Genomic DNA, 13,858 nt, shown 5'->3' on the forward strand with positions numbered 1-13,858 from the left:
ATTAGAATAACGGCGTGAGCGGACCCTGGGCACTGGTGGCGGGCGGATCGGGCGGCATCGGTCGGGCCGTGTGCCGGGCGCTCGCCGCGGACGGCTGGGACGTCGTCCTCACCTACCGGCACGGCGCGCAGGCCGCGGCGGTCGCCGCCGGCGAGGTGGAGGCAGCAGGGCGGCGGGCCGTCGTCGTGCAGGTCGACCTGACCGACGCGGCCGCGACGGCCTCCGTGGTCGGGTCCACGCCGTTCGGGGCCGTGGTCTACGCGGCGGGGCCGCACATCCCGATGCGCTACATCTCCGCGGTCTCGCCCGAGCAGTACCGGGAGCAGATCCTGGGCGACACCGTCGCGGCCTACCACCTGCTGCACCCGGCCATCGAGGTGCTGCGCGGGACGCGGGGGTCGATGGTCGCCCTGGTGACGCCCGCGGTGGAGCGGTACTCGAAGAAGGACATGCTCTCCTCGGCGCCCAAGGCGTCGGTGGCCGCCACCGTCCGCGGGATCGCCGCCGAGGAGGGCCGCTACGGCGTGCGTGCGAACTGCGTGGGCGTCGGGCTGCTCGAGGGCGAGGGCATGTGGAAGGAGCTGGTGGCGCGCGGCGACTACACCGACGAGCTGCTCGCCACGGCCCGCGCGAACCTCGCCCTGCGCCGCTTCGGGTCGGTGGACGACGTCGCCGAGGTGGTGCGGTTCCTCGTCTCCGCCCGCGCCGGGTGGATCACCGGTCAGACGATCAACGTCGACGGCGGCTACGCACTCTGAACGGCGAGCCCCACGTCGCGGAACACGTCGGTCGCGGCGAGGCGCGGCAGCACCTGCTCGGCGTAGACGTCCATCGCCCGCTGCGCGACGTGCTGGGGCATGCCGCCGAAGGCGAACAGGTTGACCACGCCTCCCGCGTCGAGGGCACGGACCCGCTCCACGGTCTGCTCGACCAGCTCCTCGGGCGTCCCGCCCATCTGCAGGTCGGCCAGGAAGCGGTTGAACGCGGGCAACCCGTGCTTGGTGATGTTGCGGCGCAACCCCGCGTAGTACTCGTAGCCCGGCACGGTCTCCAGGCGCGGGTCGGTGAACCCGTAGTGCTCGATGGTCGAGCGCGCGTACGCCAGGGCGTACTCGTCGTGCAGCTCCTGCGCCCGGACCGGGTCCGGGTCGACGGTCGTGAAGTTGACGAGCACCGGAGCGGGCGGATCCTCGCCGTGGATCCCGCGGTAGAGCTCGCGGTACTCGGCGGTCTCGCGGACCGTGACCTCCCACGGCTTCTGCGCGATCAGCATCAGGCCATACCCCAGACCGGCCATGATCCGCGCCGACTCGGGCGACACCGCCGAGGCGTAGGTGCGCCCGCGGAACGTGGTGAACGCCGGCGGGTGGAGCTCCGCGCGCGGCTGGCGGTAGAGCTCGCCGTCGTGCTCGATCGCCCCGGACTCGAAGGCCGCCGAGATCGCGGTCGCGTACTCGACGAACCGCTGCCGGGACTCCCCCATCTCCAGCCGGAAGTCGTCGAACTCGATCGCGCCGAGCCCGCGGCCGAGACCGAGCAGCACCCGGCCGCCGGACACCGAGTCGAGCCAGGCGATCTCCTCGGCGACGCGCACCGGGTCGTGCCACGGCAGCACCATGACCATCGTCCCGAGCCGGACCGTCCGCGTGCGCCCGGCCAGGTAGGTCAGGAGCTGGGCCGGGTTCGGCATCATGTGATAGCGCGTGAAGTGGTGCTCGGCGGTCCAGATCGAGTCGAACCCGCGCGGCTCGGCCTGGTCGGCGAGCGCGAGCCCGCCGCGGACGACGTCGTGGTCGTCGCGGCCCGGCTCGAGCCCCTGGAAGAACAGCCCCATCCCGACGTGCATGTCAGATCCGTTCGATGATCGTGCCGTTGGCCATGCCGCCGGCCTCGCACATGGTCTGCAGGCCGTAACGCCCGCCGGTCGCCTCGAGGTGGTGCAGCAACGTCGTGAGCAGGCGGGTGCCCGACGACCCGAGGGCGTGCCCGAGCGCGATCGCGCCGCCGCGCGGGTTGAGCCGCTCCGGGTCGGCGCCGAACTCGTGCGCCCACGCCAGCGGGACCGATGCGAACGCCTCGTTGACCTCGTAGGCGTCGATGTCGTCGAGTCCGAGCCCGCCGCGGGCGAGGACCGTGTGGGTCGCCGGGATCGGGCCGGTGAGCATCAGCAGCGGATCGTCGCCCACCACCGAGAACGCGTGGAAGCGCGCACGGGGCCGCAGCCCGAGCTGCTCGGCCCGGTCGGCGTCCATGATCAGCACCGCGGAGGCGCCGTCGGTGAGCGGCGAGGAGTTCCCCGGCGTGATGCTCCAGTCGATCTCGGGGAACCGTGCCTCGGACTCCGCGGTGCGGAACGACGGACGCAGGCCCGCGAGACCCTCCGCCGTCGTCCCGGCCCGCACCGTCTCGTCGGTGCGGTGCTCGCCGACCGGCACCACCTCGGCGTCGAAGAAGCCGTCCGCCCAGGCCTGCGCGGCCCGGCGGTGGGACTCCGCGGCGTAGGCGTCGAGGTCGTCGCGCCCGAGCTTCCAGCGCCGCGCGACCAGTTCCGCCGACACGCCCTGGTTGACCAGGCCGTCCGGGTAGCGCGCGGCCGTGCGCTCCCCCCGACTCCTCGGGCGGGAGCTGCCGATCGGGACGGCGCTCATCGACTCGACGCCGCACGCCACGACGACGTCGTAGGCCCCGGCGATCACGCCCTGCGCGGCGAACGCGGCGGCCTGCTGGCTCGACCCGCACTGGCGGTTGATCGTGGTGCCCGGCACGGTCTCGGGGAAGCCCGCGGCGAGGGACGCGTTGTGCCCGATGTTGCCGGACTGCTCCCCGACCTGCTGGGCGCACCCGCAGATCACGTCCTCCACCAGGGCCGGGTCGAGCCCGGTGCGCCCGACGAGCGCCTCGAGCGTGCCGGCGAGCAGGTCGATCGGGTGGACGTCGGCCAGGGCCCCACCCGCCTTCCCCCGGCCGACCGGGGTGCGGACGGCGTCGACGATCACGGCCTCGCGCACGCCGCTCACCCCACCGGGTTGACGCCGGGCACGGCGCCGGAGAGGTCGGTGATCTCGTCCCACCGGTCGGTGACCTGCTCCGGGGTGGGCACGTCGGCGAACGTGACGCCCTTGCTCTGGAACCAGGCGACGCGGTGGACCTGCCCGCCGCCCGCGACGATCACCGACCCGGTGTCGGTGCACTCGTCGCCGAGCAGGTGTGCCACCACCGGTGCGACGTGCGCGGGGCCGAGCTTCTCCAGCACCTCCGGCGGGGCGATGTCGGCGGTCATCCGCGTGGCCGCCATCGGTGCGATCGCGTTGGCGACGATCCCGTACCGCCCGCCCTCGATCGCGAGGGTGCGGATCAGCCCGATCAGCCCGCTCTTCGCGGCGCCGTAGTTCGACTGCCCGAAGTTGCCGTAGATCCCCGACGTCGAGGTCGCCACCACGACGCGCCCGTGCCGCTGCTCGCGGAAGTGCGGCCAGGCCGCGCGGATCACGTGGAAGGCACCGCCGACGTGGACGTCCTGCACCGACTGCCAGTCGGCCTCGCTCATCTTGTGGAAGGCGCCGTCGCGCAGGATGCCGGCGTTCGCGACGACGCCGTCGATCCGGCCCCACTCCCCGAGGGCGTCCGCGACGACCTGCGCCCCGCCCGCCGGGTCGGCGACGTTCTCGTGGTTGGCGACCGCCTCGCCGCCGGCCTCGTGGATCTCGCGGACGACCTCGTCGGCGGCCGACCGGCCCGACCCGGTGCCGTCCCGCGCGCCCCCGAGGTCGTTGACCACCACGCGGGCGCCGTGCCGGGCGAGCAGCAGGGCGTACTCCCGGCCCAGCCCGTTACCCGCCCCGGTGACGGCGACGACCCGACCCTCGACTCCGGACACAGCCGTGCTCCTCCCTGGTTGCTGCGGCTCAGGCGTAGAAGCGCCCGATGCTCTCCACGACGCAGGCGGGCTTCGACCCGCCCTCGATCTCGATGACGGTGGCGAACACGACCTGCACGGCCCCGTCCAGCGGGGTCACCTCCGCGACCGTGGCGGTGGCGCGAACCCGGGACCCCACGGCGACGGGCGCCGGGAAGCGGACCTTGTTGTATCCGTAGTTCACGCCCATCCGGACGCCCTCGATGCGGTACAGCCCGGCGAGCAGCACCGGCAGCAGCGAGAGCGTGAGCAGGCCGTGGGCGATCGGGCCGCCGAAGGGCCCCTGCGCGGCCCGTTCCGGGTCGACGTGGATCCACTGGTGGTCCCCCGTCGCGTCGGCGAACGTGTCGACCGTCTTCTGGTCGACCGTCACCCACTCCCCCGGCCCGAGCGTCTCCCCCACGGCACCGGACACCTCGTCGACCCCGACGAACGTCCGCATCGGACCTCCTTGCCGCTGTGCGAGCGCTTGTTCTAATCTCGATTAAAACATGTCGTCGCCGAGGAGGACACCCATGGCGCAGCGGTTCGACGCGCTCGTGATCGGCGCCGGGGCGGGCGGCCTGTTCGCGGCCGCGCGCCTGGCCCACCGGGGCTACCGGCCCCTCGCGGTCGAGCGGCTCGATCGCGTCGGCGGCCGCGCCTCGAGCGAGGTGATCGACGGGTTCACGGTGAACAACGGGGCGATCGTCATCGAGGTCGGCGGCGTCACCGAGGAGACGTTCGCCGAGGTCGGGGCGCGCTTCGACGTCCGCCGTCCGAAGCCGCCGATCCTCTACCGGATCGGCGGCAAGGACGTCGACGTCACCGGCGGCGGCTGGGGATTCCTGCTCTCGAAGCTGACCCGGCAGGGCGCGAAACTGCTCGACGGGCTGGGCGCCGCCCGCACCGACGAGGGGATGCCGACCGGTTCGCTGTCGACCGCCGACTGGATCCGGCGCTATACGTCGAACGAGAACGTGCACGGCATCTTCCGCAACATGTGCGGCTCGGTGTTCGCGGTCAGCTCCGAGGAACTGCCCGCGCAGGTCTTCCTCACCTACTTCACCCGCAAGAGCGCCTTCAAGAAATTCGGGTTCTGCCCCGAGGGGACGATCGGCATCTGGCAGTCGCTCGCCGAGCTCGTCGTCTCCCACGGCGGGGAGGTCTGGCTCGACAGCGAGGTCACCGACCTGCGCCTGCACGACGACGGGTCGGTCGCCGGCGCGACCGTCGCACGCCCCGGCGAGCAGGTCGAGGTCGACTGCCGGTTCGTGGTCAGCGACGCCGGGCCCGCCGCGACCGCCGACCTGGTCGGGCGCGAACGCCTCGCCGCGGAGTACGTGGCGACGGTGGACACCACGCCCTGCTCGATGATCGTCGTCAACTTCGCCAGCCGGACGCCGCTGGTCGAGGCGCCGGGCCTGCTCAGCTTCGCGAAGACCCGGCGCATGGCCTACGTCGCCAACTTCACCGCGACCTGCCCGGAGACCGCCCCCGAGGGCTGGCACCTCTACAACGGCACCTCGGTCCCCCAGCCGGCCACCGGGCCGTTCGACGTGGCCGCCGAGACCGAGCTGCTGCACCGGGACCTGCACGAGCAGATCCCGGGGTTCGCCGACGCGCGCATCCTCTCGACGTCGGTGTGGCGCGACGGCTGGCCGCCCCAGCGCGCGGTGGCGGGCTTCGACATCACGCACTCCACGCCGGTGCCCAACCTGTGGAACGTGGGCGACGCGGTGAAGCAGTACGCGAACGGCGGCACCACCGCGTGCGCCGAGACGGCGAAGATCGTCGTCGAGGAGATCGCCGCGCGGTTCCCGGTGACGGCGGTCGTCTAGAGCGGGCCCGGTGTCAGCGGTGGCCCACGGCTGACACCGGACGTCAGCGGTGGACCACGGCTGACACTGGACGTCAGCAGTGGCCCACGACTGACGGCGGCTCAGCCCGGGACGACCGACCGCTCCGCCACCATCCGAGCCAGACGGAACTTCTGGATCTTCCCGGTCGGGGTGCTGGGGAGCTCCTCGGCGGCGAGGAACACGACGCGACGCGGCACCTTGAAGCGTGCGAGCTGCTCCTTGCACAGCGCGATGAGCTCCTCGGCGTCCACCTCGACGCCCGGCTTCCGGACGATGCACGCGACGCCGATCTCGCCCCAGCGCTCGTCGGCCACGCCCACGGCGTAGGCCTGGCTCACGCCGGGGTGGCGCGACAGCACCTCCTCGACCTCCTTCGGCATCACGAGCTCGCCGCCGGACTTGTAGAGCTCCTTGCTGCGGCCGGTGAGCACGAGGTAGCGGTCGTCCCGGGCGATGCCGAGGTCGCCGGACCGCACCCACCCGTCGTCCGAGAGCGCCAGTGCGGTCTCCTCGGGCTTGCCCCAGAAGCCGAGCATGTTCGTCGGGCCGCGGGCCGCGAGCTCGCCCTCCTGCCCGGCGGGCAGCGGCTCGCCGTCGAACACGTCGATCGTGCGGAACTCCGTGAGGTCGCCGTCGCGCTCGACGATCCCGGCGGCGCCGGCCATCTTGACCCGGCCCACCGTGGTCGCCATGACCTCCAGCGGGTCCTCCGGCAGCGAGAGCGTCATCGCGCCGCCCTGCTCGGTCATGCCGTAGCCGGTGACGATCTCGTCGACGCCGAGGGCGTCCCGGACCTTCTCCCACAGCCACACCGGCGCGGGAGCGGCACCGGAGAGGATCGCGCGCAGGCTGGAGAGGTCGCGGGTGGCGAGATCGGGATGCTCGAGCAGCGCCACCGTCATCGTCGGGACGCAGAGGATGTCCGTGGCGCGGTGGCGCTCGATGCCCTCCAGGTAGCGGCCGGGGTCGAACGCGGTCTGCGGGACGATCGCGCCACCGACCACCATCGCGGCCATGAGGCCCTCGACGTAGCCGAACATGTGGTAGCAGGGCAGGGAGAACAGGATGCGTCGGCCGTCCTCGAACGCCCGCGTCAGGGCGGAGGCGTACCCGGTGCGCTGGCTCGCGTCGTGCGTGATGAGCACGCCCTTGGGCGAGCCGGTGGTGCCCGAGGTGTAGAGGATGTCGGCGACGTCGGTCGGCTCGGCGCCGCGGCCGTCGGAGGCGCCGGCGTGGGCGGCGCCGAGGCTCTCCAGGTCGGCCACGGTGCGGACACCCTCGCGGGTGCGGCCGTCGGTGGAGAGCAGGACCACGTCGCGCAGCGCGGGCAGCGTGGTCTGCTCACCGCGGTCCCAGCCGGGTGCGATCTCGTCGAGCATCCCGAGCTGGTCGAGACCCATGAAGCCCGTCATGGTCACCAGCACCTGGCACGCCGACTGCTCGAGGACGTAGCGCAGCTCGTCGGTGCGGTAGAGGTAGTTGAACGGCACCGCGACCGCCCCGGCCCGCGCGACCGCGAACTTCAGCGGCACGAACTCGAGGTAGTTGGCCATGACGATGCCGACCCGGTCCCCCGGCCGGACCCCGAGCGCGGCGAGACCGTCGGCGAGCCGTCGCGACCAGGCGTCGGTCTCGGCGTAGGTGACCGTGCGGTCGTCGGTGATGACGAAGGGCCGCTCGCCGAACTCCCCCGCGACCTGCGCCAGCCGCTCGTGCAGCGTCATCGGGGTCCACACGGGGAACCGGCGGCGCAGGGCCTCCCGGCGCTCGTCGAGGCTCTCGGTCATCGCGGCATCCACTCCGTTCGTCGCCCCCGTCTTTTAATCAAGAGTAGAGAAGAGAAGTGAGCCGGACCACGCCCAGTTGCGTCACCTGATCGCCACGGGCGGTGACCTCGCGGACCGTGGGACGAGACGTCACCCACCCGCCCGACCGGCGTCGGAGACCGATGGGTGACGTCTCGGACGGCTACCGGGAGCGGACGGCTACCGGGAGCGGACCGCCCGGACCAACCGCTCGGCCGCGCCGTCGGCGAGATGTTCCACGACGACGTCGGTCTCGCGCGCCAGCCCCTCGTCGAGCGGCAGCCGGAGTCCCTCGTGCACCAGCCGCTTGGTGCGGGCGACGGCCTCGCGGTCCCGGCTCGCGAGCCGAGCGACGACGGCGTCGACCATCGCCTCGAACTCCTCGGCCGGGGCCGAGCGGTACGCCAGCCCCCACGCGACCGCCTGCCGCCCGTCGAGCCGGTCGCCGAGCAGGATGTGCCCGAGCGCCCGCTGCGGCCCGACCAGCCGGGGCAGCCGCTGCGAGCCGCCACCCCCGGGCACCTGCCCGACCGCGAGGTGGTTGTCGGCGAGCACCGCGTCGTCGCGCACGAGCGCGATGTCGCTGGCCTGCATGAACTCGAACCCGCCCGCCATCGCGTGGCCCTCGACCACCGCCACCACGGGCACCGACAGCGTCGCCACCACCGAGCAGGCGCGACCGAACCGCTCGAAGAGCACCCGCAGGGCCGCCGGGCCCTCGGCCGCCAGCCGCGCCACCTCGTCGACGTCCCCGCCGGCCGAGAACGTGCCGCCGGCACCCCGGACGACGATAACCGCGACCTCGGGTGCGAGGGAGACCAGCGCGTCGTGGAGCCCGTCGGCGAGCCCGATCGTGACGGCGTTGCGGGCGTGCGGCCGGTTCAGCGTCACGTACCCGACGTGCCCCTCCACCCGCGCGAGGACCGGGGCGTCGGACATGGGAGACCTCCTCGTCGACCTGTGTTCTAATCTGGATTAGAACTGTAGCCGAGGAGCGCCGATGTCCGACCGCGAGAAGCTCGCCCGCACGCTCTACGACGCCCTGGCCGCGGGCGACGCCGGCGCGCTCGGCGAGCTGCTCCACCCCGACTTCGTCGGCGAGACGACCGAGGGCCTGCCGCTCGACCTGGGCGGCCACCACACCGGCCCCGAGGCGATGACGCGGGACTTCTGGTGGGCGATCGGACGGCACTACCGGGCCCGCGCCGAGCCGGAGCGGATGCTCCCCCTCGCCGACGGCGGGCTCGTCGTGCTGGGCCGCTACACCGGCAGCGCCCGGGACGGCGGCGCCCCGCTCGATGCGGCGTTCGCGCACGTCCTGGCCTTCGCCGACGACGACCGGATCGTCGGGCTCGCGCAGTACACCGACAGCGCCCGCTGGGCGGCCGCGCTCCCCTCGCCCCCGGCCGGTGAACGGCCGTTGCGGGTGGTCGAGTACACCGTCGACGGCGGGGTGGCCACGGTCCGCCTGAACCGGCCGCACGCCGGCAACGCCATCGACCCGACGATGGTCGAGGACCTCTACGAGGCCTCCTTCCGCGCGGGCGCCGACCCGACGGTGCGGGCGGTCCTGATCTGCGGGGCCGGCCGGAACCTCAGCGTCGGCGGCGACCTGCCCTTCTTCGCCGGGACCGACGACGCCGACCGCGGCGCACGGCTGCGCCAGATGACCGACCTCTACCACCTCGCGCTCGACCGGTTCGCCTCCCTCGAGGTCCCGGTGGTGTGCGCGGTCCGGGGCGCGGCCGCGGGCGGCGGGATGGGACTCGCCCACGTCGCGGACATCGTCGTCGCCGCCGAGGACGCCGCCTTCGCGCTCGGGTACGCCGCGATCGGGTTGGCGATCGACGGCGCGAACAGCTGGTACCTGCCCCGGGTGGTCGGGATGCGCCGGGCCCAGGAGATGTTGCTGCTCAACCGCCGCCTGGACGGGCGGGAGGCGCTGGAGTGGGGTCTGGTCACCGAGGTCCTGCCCGCCGACGAGGTCGAGGCCCGCGCCCGGGCCCTCGCCGACCGGCTCGCGGCGGGCCCGACGGCGGCCTTCGGGCGGATGCGCCGACTCCTGCGGCAGAGCTGGCGGACCGAGCTGTCCGAGCAGCTCGTGGCCGAGACCGACGAGATGAGCCGGGCGGGGACCACGGTCGACGCCGGCGAGGGCATCCGCGCCTTCGTCGCGAAGCGGCGTCCGGAGTTCCACGGGCGATGAGGAGTCAGCGATGAGCACTGCCGAACTCACCGGCGACCTCCGGTCCCGCGTCCGGCCCGACCGGGTCCACGGGTCGCTCTACACCGACCCGGACGTCTACGCCCGGGAGCTCGAGCGCATCTGGTACTCGACGTGGGTCTACGTCGGGCACACGAGCGAGGTCCCGCAGCCCAACGACTACGTCCGCAAGCACATCGGACCCCAGCAGGTGGTGCTGACCCGCGACCGCACCGGGGCGATCCACGTCCTGCACAACCGGTGCTCGCACCGCGGGAACCTGGTGTGCGACGCCGACCGGGGCAACTCCTCGTCGTTCCGCTGCCCGTACCACGGGTGGACGTTCGCGAACACGGGCGAGCTGCTCGGCTTCCCGTTCAACCAGGGCTACGGCGGCGCTCAGGCGAAGGAGCGCCTGTCCGGGCTCGGCGCCGCGCCCCGGGTCGAGAGCTACCGCGGTTTCGTCTTCGCGAGCCTCGCCGCCGAGGGTCCGACCCTGCGCGAGCACCTCGGGGCGGCCGCGGAGCGCATCGACCAGCTGTGCCGCCTCTCCCCCGAGGGCGAGGTCGAGCTGACCGCGGGCTGGGTCCGCCACGAGGTCACCGCGAACTGGAAGATGCTCGTCGAGAACGAGACCGACGGCTACCACCCCCAGTTCGTCCACTCCTCGATCTTCTCGATCTCCGGCAGCGGGATCGGCGCGCTCTACAGCGACAAGTCGACGGCGGTGACCCGCGCCCTCGGCGGCGGGCACTCGGAGAACGACCTCAGCCCGGAGTTCCGCCGCCTCGGCGTGCCCATGGGCTGGTCCGGGACACCGGAGTCGAAGATCCCCGACTACGCCGCGGCGATGCGCGCGACCTACGGGGCCGAGACCGGCGACGAGATCATGATCAACGGCTCGCCGCACGTCATGATCTTCCCGAACCTCTTCATCGCCGAGATCCAGCTCTTCGTGATCCAGCCGGTCGCCGTCGACCGCACGGTGCAGCACGTGACCGCCATCCAGTTCGCCGGCGCCCCCGACCTCAACCGCAGGCTCGTCACGCAGTGCGTCGGATCCGTCGGGCCCGCGGGGATGCTCCTCGCCGACGACGCCGAGATGTACGAGCGCAACCAGCGGGGGGTCGCCCAGCGGCAGCCCGAGTGGCTCGACCTGAGCCGCGGACTGGCCCGCGAACGCACCGACGAGCACGGGTTCACCGTCGGGACCGCCACCGACGAGACCTCCATGCGCGCGATGTGGGCGCACTACCTCACGCTCATGGACCCGGCATGACCGCCGCCGCGCAGCACATCGTCGACGGGACCCCGGCCCCGCAGGAGCACACCGCCGCGCCGGGCGACCCGATCCCCCTCGCCGAGGCGGAGGCGTTCCTCTACCGGGAGGCTCGACTCGCCGATGCCTGGGAGCTCGAGGCGTGGGAGGCGCTCTGGACCGACGACGCGACCTACTACGTCCCGGTCGACGACAGCGCGGATCCCCGGACCACCATGTCGATCATCTTCGACAACCGGAACCGCATCGCCACCCGCATCAAGCAGTTGCGGACCGGCAAGCGCCACGCCCAGCGACCCCTGTCCCGTCTGTGCCGGTCGGTCACGAACGTCGAGGTGCTCGATCACGAGGGCGGCGACACGGTGGTGACCTCGGTGGTGCAGGTCCTGGAGTCGCGCGACCGCGGTTCGACCTGGTGGGTGGGGCGGGTGACCCACCGGCTGCGCCGGGTCGACGGAGCGGTGCGGATGGCGGCCAAGAAGGTGGTGCTGGTCGACTCGGACCGGGCCCTGCCGTCCATGTCCTTCCTGCTCTGATGGACGACGTCGGGGTGGTGGCCAGCGAGTTCGCCACCGTACGGGTCTCGCTGGACACGCAGGGCAACAGCCCCCGGCTGCGCCTCGAGGACCTGCGCTCCGGCGCCGTGCGATTCCTCGACGCGCTGGAGCTGGAGTCGATCGTCTGGGCGCCCGAGGGCTTCCTGCGGGAGCTGCTCGACCCGTCGCGGCACCGGTGGCGGGACGACGGGTCGGAGGGCTGCGGACCGTAGGCTCCGGCCGTGGCCCGAGAACGATCCGCCGGCACGGCGCGCGAGGGGGCGAAGTCCGCCCGGACCCGGGAACGGATCCTCCTCGCGGCGGCGCAGGTGCTGAGCCGCAAGGGCTACGCGGGCACGCGGCTCACCGACGTCGCGGCCGTCGCCGAGGTCCAGGCCCCGGCCGTCTACTACTACTGGTCCTCCCGGGAGGAGCTCCTCGAGGAGGTCGTCACCGTCGGCCAGCGCGCGACGATGGAGCACGTCGTCGCGTCGCTGGACGCGCTGCCCGCCGACACCCCGGCGATGGAGCGGATCACCCACGCGATCGCCGCGCACCTCGAGGTGGTGCTGGGCCGCTCGGACTTCTCCCAGGCCGCGATCCGCAACGCCGGCCAGCTCCCGGCCGACATCCGGGAGCGCCAGCTGGTCGGACAACGGGCCTACGCCGACGTGTGGCGCTCCCTCGTCGACGACGCCGTCGCGGCCGGTGGGATGGCGCGCGACGTCGACACCCGCGCCGCCCGGATGCTCGTGCTCGGCGCGCTCAACTGGGCGCCCGAGTGGTGGGACCCGGAGCGCAACTCGCTCGAGGAGGTCGTCGCGACCACCCAGCGGATCGTGCGGGCCGGCCTACGTCCCTGACGGCGGGTCGGTGCCGGTGAGTCAGCCGTGGCCCACCGCTGACCTCCGACGTCAGCAGGTCGCCACGATGCCTGTCCACGGTTCTTATTCTGGATTAAACTCGGCGGCACCCGGTTCCCGCACGTGGAGGTGCCCATGCCCGAGGCGTACATCGTCGACGCCGTCCGCAGCCCGGTCGGCCGACGCAACGGGGGCCTGGCGAAGGTCCACCCGGCCGACCTGGCGGCGCACCCGATCCGCCGGCTCGTCGAGCGCACGGGCGTCGACCCGGAGGCGATCGACGACGTGATCCTCGGCTGCCTCGACACCATCGGCGCCCAGGCCGGCGACATCGCGCGCACCGCGGCGCTGGCGGCCGGGCTCCCGGAGTCCGTCCCCGGGGTCACCGTCGACCGCCAGTGCGGGTCGTCCCAGCAGGCGGTGTCGTTCGCCGCGCAGGCCGTGATGTCGGGGACGGCCGACCTCGTGCTGGCGGGCGGGGTGCAGGTGATGAGCCAGTACCCGATCCTGTCGTCGTTCGCGGCCGGCGAGCCCTTCGGCGCGGTCGACCCGTGGACCGGCTGCGAGGGCTGGGAGGCGCGCTACGGTACGCAGGAGATCTCCCAGTTCCGGGCGGCCGAGATGATCGCCGACCGCTGGAACCTCTCCCGCGAGGACATGGAGCGCTTCGGCCTCGAGAGCCACCGGCGAGCCCTGCGGGCCATCGACGAGGGCCGGTTCGACCGCGAGATCGAGCCGGTCGCGGGGCTGTCCGCGGACGAGGGCCCCCGCGCCGACACCACGGCCGAGAAGATGGCCGGGCTGAAGACCCTCGCCCCCGGCGGGAGGATCACCGCCGGGGTGGCCAGCCAGATCTCCGACGGGGCGGCGTGCCTCGCGATCGCCTCCGAGCAGGCCGTGGCCGACCACGGGCTCACCCCCCGCGCCCGCGTCCACCACGTCTCGGCCCGCGGCACCGATCCGGTGATCATGCTGACCGCGCCGATCCCGGCCACCGCACACGCGTTGCGCAGGACGGGCCTGGACATCGGCGACATCGACGTCGTCGAGATCAACGAGGCGTTCGCCAGCGTCGTGCAGGCGTGGCTGATCGAGACCGGCGCGGACCCGGAGCGCGTCAACCCGAACGGCGGGGCGATCGCGCTCGGGCACCCGCTCGGGGCCACCGGGGCGCGGCTCATGACGACGATGCTCCACGAGCTGGAGCGCACCGGCGGCCGCTACGGGCTGCAGACGATGTGCGAGGGCGGCGGTCAGGCCAACGTCACGATCATCGAGCGGCTCTAGTTGTCGTGACCCGTCACGTTGTTAGCAGGCGAGGCGGGTGTTTGGTGGCTGGCCGCCGAGGGCGGAGTGGGCGCGGCGAGTGTTGTAGTCGTGGACCCAGGTGTCCAGGGCGGCCAGCCGCTGATGGT

General features: G+C 73.0%; 15 protein-coding genes. 8 read left to right on the forward strand and 7 right to left on the reverse strand.

Annotated elements, in window-relative coordinates; all coding sequences use genetic code 11:
• Positions 1-14: 14 nt before the first annotated feature.
• Positions 15-758 (forward strand): SDR family NAD(P)-dependent oxidoreductase, encoded by a 744-nt coding sequence (locus QSK00_RS26115; protein WP_285595680.1) that lies wholly within the window; start codon positions 15-17, stop codon positions 756-758.
• Here QSK00_RS26115 and QSK00_RS26120 read toward each other — a convergent pair.
• The 4 genes from QSK00_RS26120 to QSK00_RS26135 are packed head-to-tail and all read right to left on the reverse strand — an operon-like array spanning position 746 to position 4,358.
• Positions 746-1,846: an LLM class flavin-dependent oxidoreductase gene (locus QSK00_RS26120; RefSeq protein WP_285595682.1), complete on the reverse strand. Its 1,101-nt coding sequence runs from the start codon at positions 1,844-1,846 to the stop codon at positions 746-748. The two genes, QSK00_RS26115 and QSK00_RS26120, sit on opposite strands and share 13 nt — an antisense overlap.
• A gap of 1 nt (position 1,847) precedes the next feature.
• Positions 1,848-3,008, reverse strand: a complete 1,161-nt coding sequence (locus QSK00_RS26125; protein WP_285595684.1) for a thiolase family protein — start codon at positions 3,006-3,008, stop codon at positions 1,848-1,850.
• Positions 3,009-3,013: 5 nt separating this feature from the next.
• A complete protein-coding gene (locus QSK00_RS26130) occupies positions 3,014-3,877 on the reverse strand; it encodes an SDR family NAD(P)-dependent oxidoreductase (RefSeq protein ID WP_285595686.1) in 864 nt (287 codons plus the stop codon).
• Between the two features lie 28 nt (positions 3,878-3,905).
• Entirely contained in the window at positions 3,906-4,358 is a 453-nt protein-coding gene (locus tag QSK00_RS26135) for a MaoC family dehydratase (RefSeq protein WP_285595690.1), read from the reverse strand.
• Between the two features lie 73 nt (positions 4,359-4,431).
• Between QSK00_RS26135 and QSK00_RS26140 the strand changes: the two genes are divergently transcribed.
• Positions 4,432-5,736 carry a phytoene desaturase family protein gene (locus QSK00_RS26140; protein ID WP_285595691.1) on the forward strand — a complete coding sequence of 435 codons (1,305 nt, stop codon included), beginning with the start codon at positions 4,432-4,434 and terminating at the stop codon, positions 5,734-5,736.
• Between the two features lie 101 nt (positions 5,737-5,837).
• Here the strand turns inward: QSK00_RS26140 and QSK00_RS26145 are convergent, their stop codons facing one another.
• A complete protein-coding gene (locus QSK00_RS26145) occupies positions 5,838-7,544 on the reverse strand; it encodes a class I adenylate-forming enzyme family protein (protein ID WP_285595693.1) in 1,707 nt (568 codons plus the stop codon).
• Between the two features lie 198 nt (positions 7,545-7,742).
• Positions 7,743-8,501, reverse strand: a complete 759-nt coding sequence (locus tag QSK00_RS26150) for an enoyl-CoA hydratase/isomerase family protein (protein ID WP_285595696.1) — start codon at positions 8,499-8,501, stop codon at positions 7,743-7,745.
• A 61-nt stretch (positions 8,502-8,562) separates the two neighbouring features.
• Between QSK00_RS26150 and QSK00_RS26155 the strand changes: the two genes are divergently transcribed.
• The 6 genes from QSK00_RS26155 (at position 8,563) to QSK00_RS26180 (ending at position 13,730) form a co-directional block, all read left to right on the forward strand.
• A complete protein-coding gene (locus QSK00_RS26155) occupies positions 8,563-9,768 on the forward strand; it encodes an enoyl-CoA hydratase-related protein (protein WP_285595698.1) in 1,206 nt (401 codons plus the stop codon).
• A gap of 10 nt (positions 9,769-9,778) precedes the next feature.
• Complete coding sequence (locus QSK00_RS26160) at positions 9,779-11,044, forward strand: aromatic ring-hydroxylating oxygenase subunit alpha (RefSeq protein WP_285595699.1); 1,266 nt, start codon at positions 9,779-9,781, stop codon at positions 11,042-11,044.
• The gene (locus tag QSK00_RS26165) at positions 11,041-11,580 is read left to right on the forward strand and encodes an aromatic-ring-hydroxylating dioxygenase subunit beta (RefSeq protein WP_285595700.1); all 540 of its coding nucleotides are present in this window, start codon (positions 11,041-11,043) and stop codon (positions 11,578-11,580) included. The genes QSK00_RS26160 and QSK00_RS26165 overlap by 4 nt, the downstream gene beginning before the upstream one ends.
• Positions 11,580-11,813 carry a hypothetical protein gene (locus QSK00_RS26170; protein WP_285595702.1) on the forward strand — a complete coding sequence of 78 codons (234 nt, stop codon included), beginning with the start codon at positions 11,580-11,582 and terminating at the stop codon, positions 11,811-11,813. The genes QSK00_RS26165 and QSK00_RS26170 overlap by 1 nt, the downstream gene beginning before the upstream one ends.
• Positions 11,814-11,822: 9 nt before the next feature.
• Positions 11,823-12,443 carry a TetR/AcrR family transcriptional regulator gene (locus QSK00_RS26175; protein ID WP_285595703.1) on the forward strand — a complete coding sequence of 207 codons (621 nt, stop codon included), beginning with the start codon at positions 11,823-11,825 and terminating at the stop codon, positions 12,441-12,443.
• Positions 12,444-12,578: 135 nt separating this feature from the next.
• Positions 12,579-13,730, forward strand: a complete 1,152-nt coding sequence (locus QSK00_RS26180) for an acetyl-CoA C-acetyltransferase (protein ID WP_285595705.1) — start codon at positions 12,579-12,581, stop codon at positions 13,728-13,730.
• A gap of 21 nt (positions 13,731-13,751) precedes the next feature.
• On the opposite strand, the gene QSK00_RS26185 is transcribed toward QSK00_RS26180, so the two are convergent.
• The coding region (locus tag QSK00_RS26185; protein WP_285591427.1) for an integrase core domain-containing protein at positions 13,752-13,858 on the reverse strand (107 nt) is incomplete at its 5' end.

Origin of the sequence: Actinomycetospora sp. NBRC 106378, from assembly GCF_030269685.1 — a bacterium.
In the GTDB taxonomy this organism is placed as follows: domain Bacteria; phylum Actinomycetota; class Actinomycetes; order Mycobacteriales; family Pseudonocardiaceae; genus Actinomycetospora.

Coding starts and splice junctions, on each gene's coding strand:
- QSK00_RS26145 (WP_285595693.1), bottom strand. CDS start 7,544: ATGACCGAGAGCCTCGACGAGCGCCGGGAGGCCCTGCGCCGCCGGTTC.
- QSK00_RS26165 (WP_285595700.1), top strand. CDS start 11,041: ATGACCGCCGCCGCGCAGCACATCGTCGACGGGACCCCGGCCCCGCAG.
- QSK00_RS26150 (WP_285595696.1), bottom strand. CDS start 8,501: ATGTCCGACGCCCCGGTCCTCGCGCGGGTGGAGGGGCACGTCGGGTAC.
- QSK00_RS26120 (WP_285595682.1), bottom strand. CDS start 1,846: ATGCACGTCGGGATGGGGCTGTTCTTCCAGGGGCTCGAGCCGGGCCGC.
- QSK00_RS26170 (WP_285595702.1), top strand. CDS start 11,580: ATGGACGACGTCGGGGTGGTGGCCAGCGAGTTCGCCACCGTACGGGTC.
- QSK00_RS26160 (WP_285595699.1), top strand. CDS start 9,779: ATGAGCACTGCCGAACTCACCGGCGACCTCCGGTCCCGCGTCCGGCCC.
- QSK00_RS26140 (WP_285595691.1), top strand. CDS start 4,432: ATGGCGCAGCGGTTCGACGCGCTCGTGATCGGCGCCGGGGCGGGCGGC.
- QSK00_RS26135 (WP_285595690.1), bottom strand. CDS start 4,358: ATGCGGACGTTCGTCGGGGTCGACGAGGTGTCCGGTGCCGTGGGGGAG.
- QSK00_RS26155 (WP_285595698.1), top strand. CDS start 8,563: ATGTCCGACCGCGAGAAGCTCGCCCGCACGCTCTACGACGCCCTGGCC.
- QSK00_RS26180 (WP_285595705.1), top strand. CDS start 12,579: ATGCCCGAGGCGTACATCGTCGACGCCGTCCGCAGCCCGGTCGGCCGA.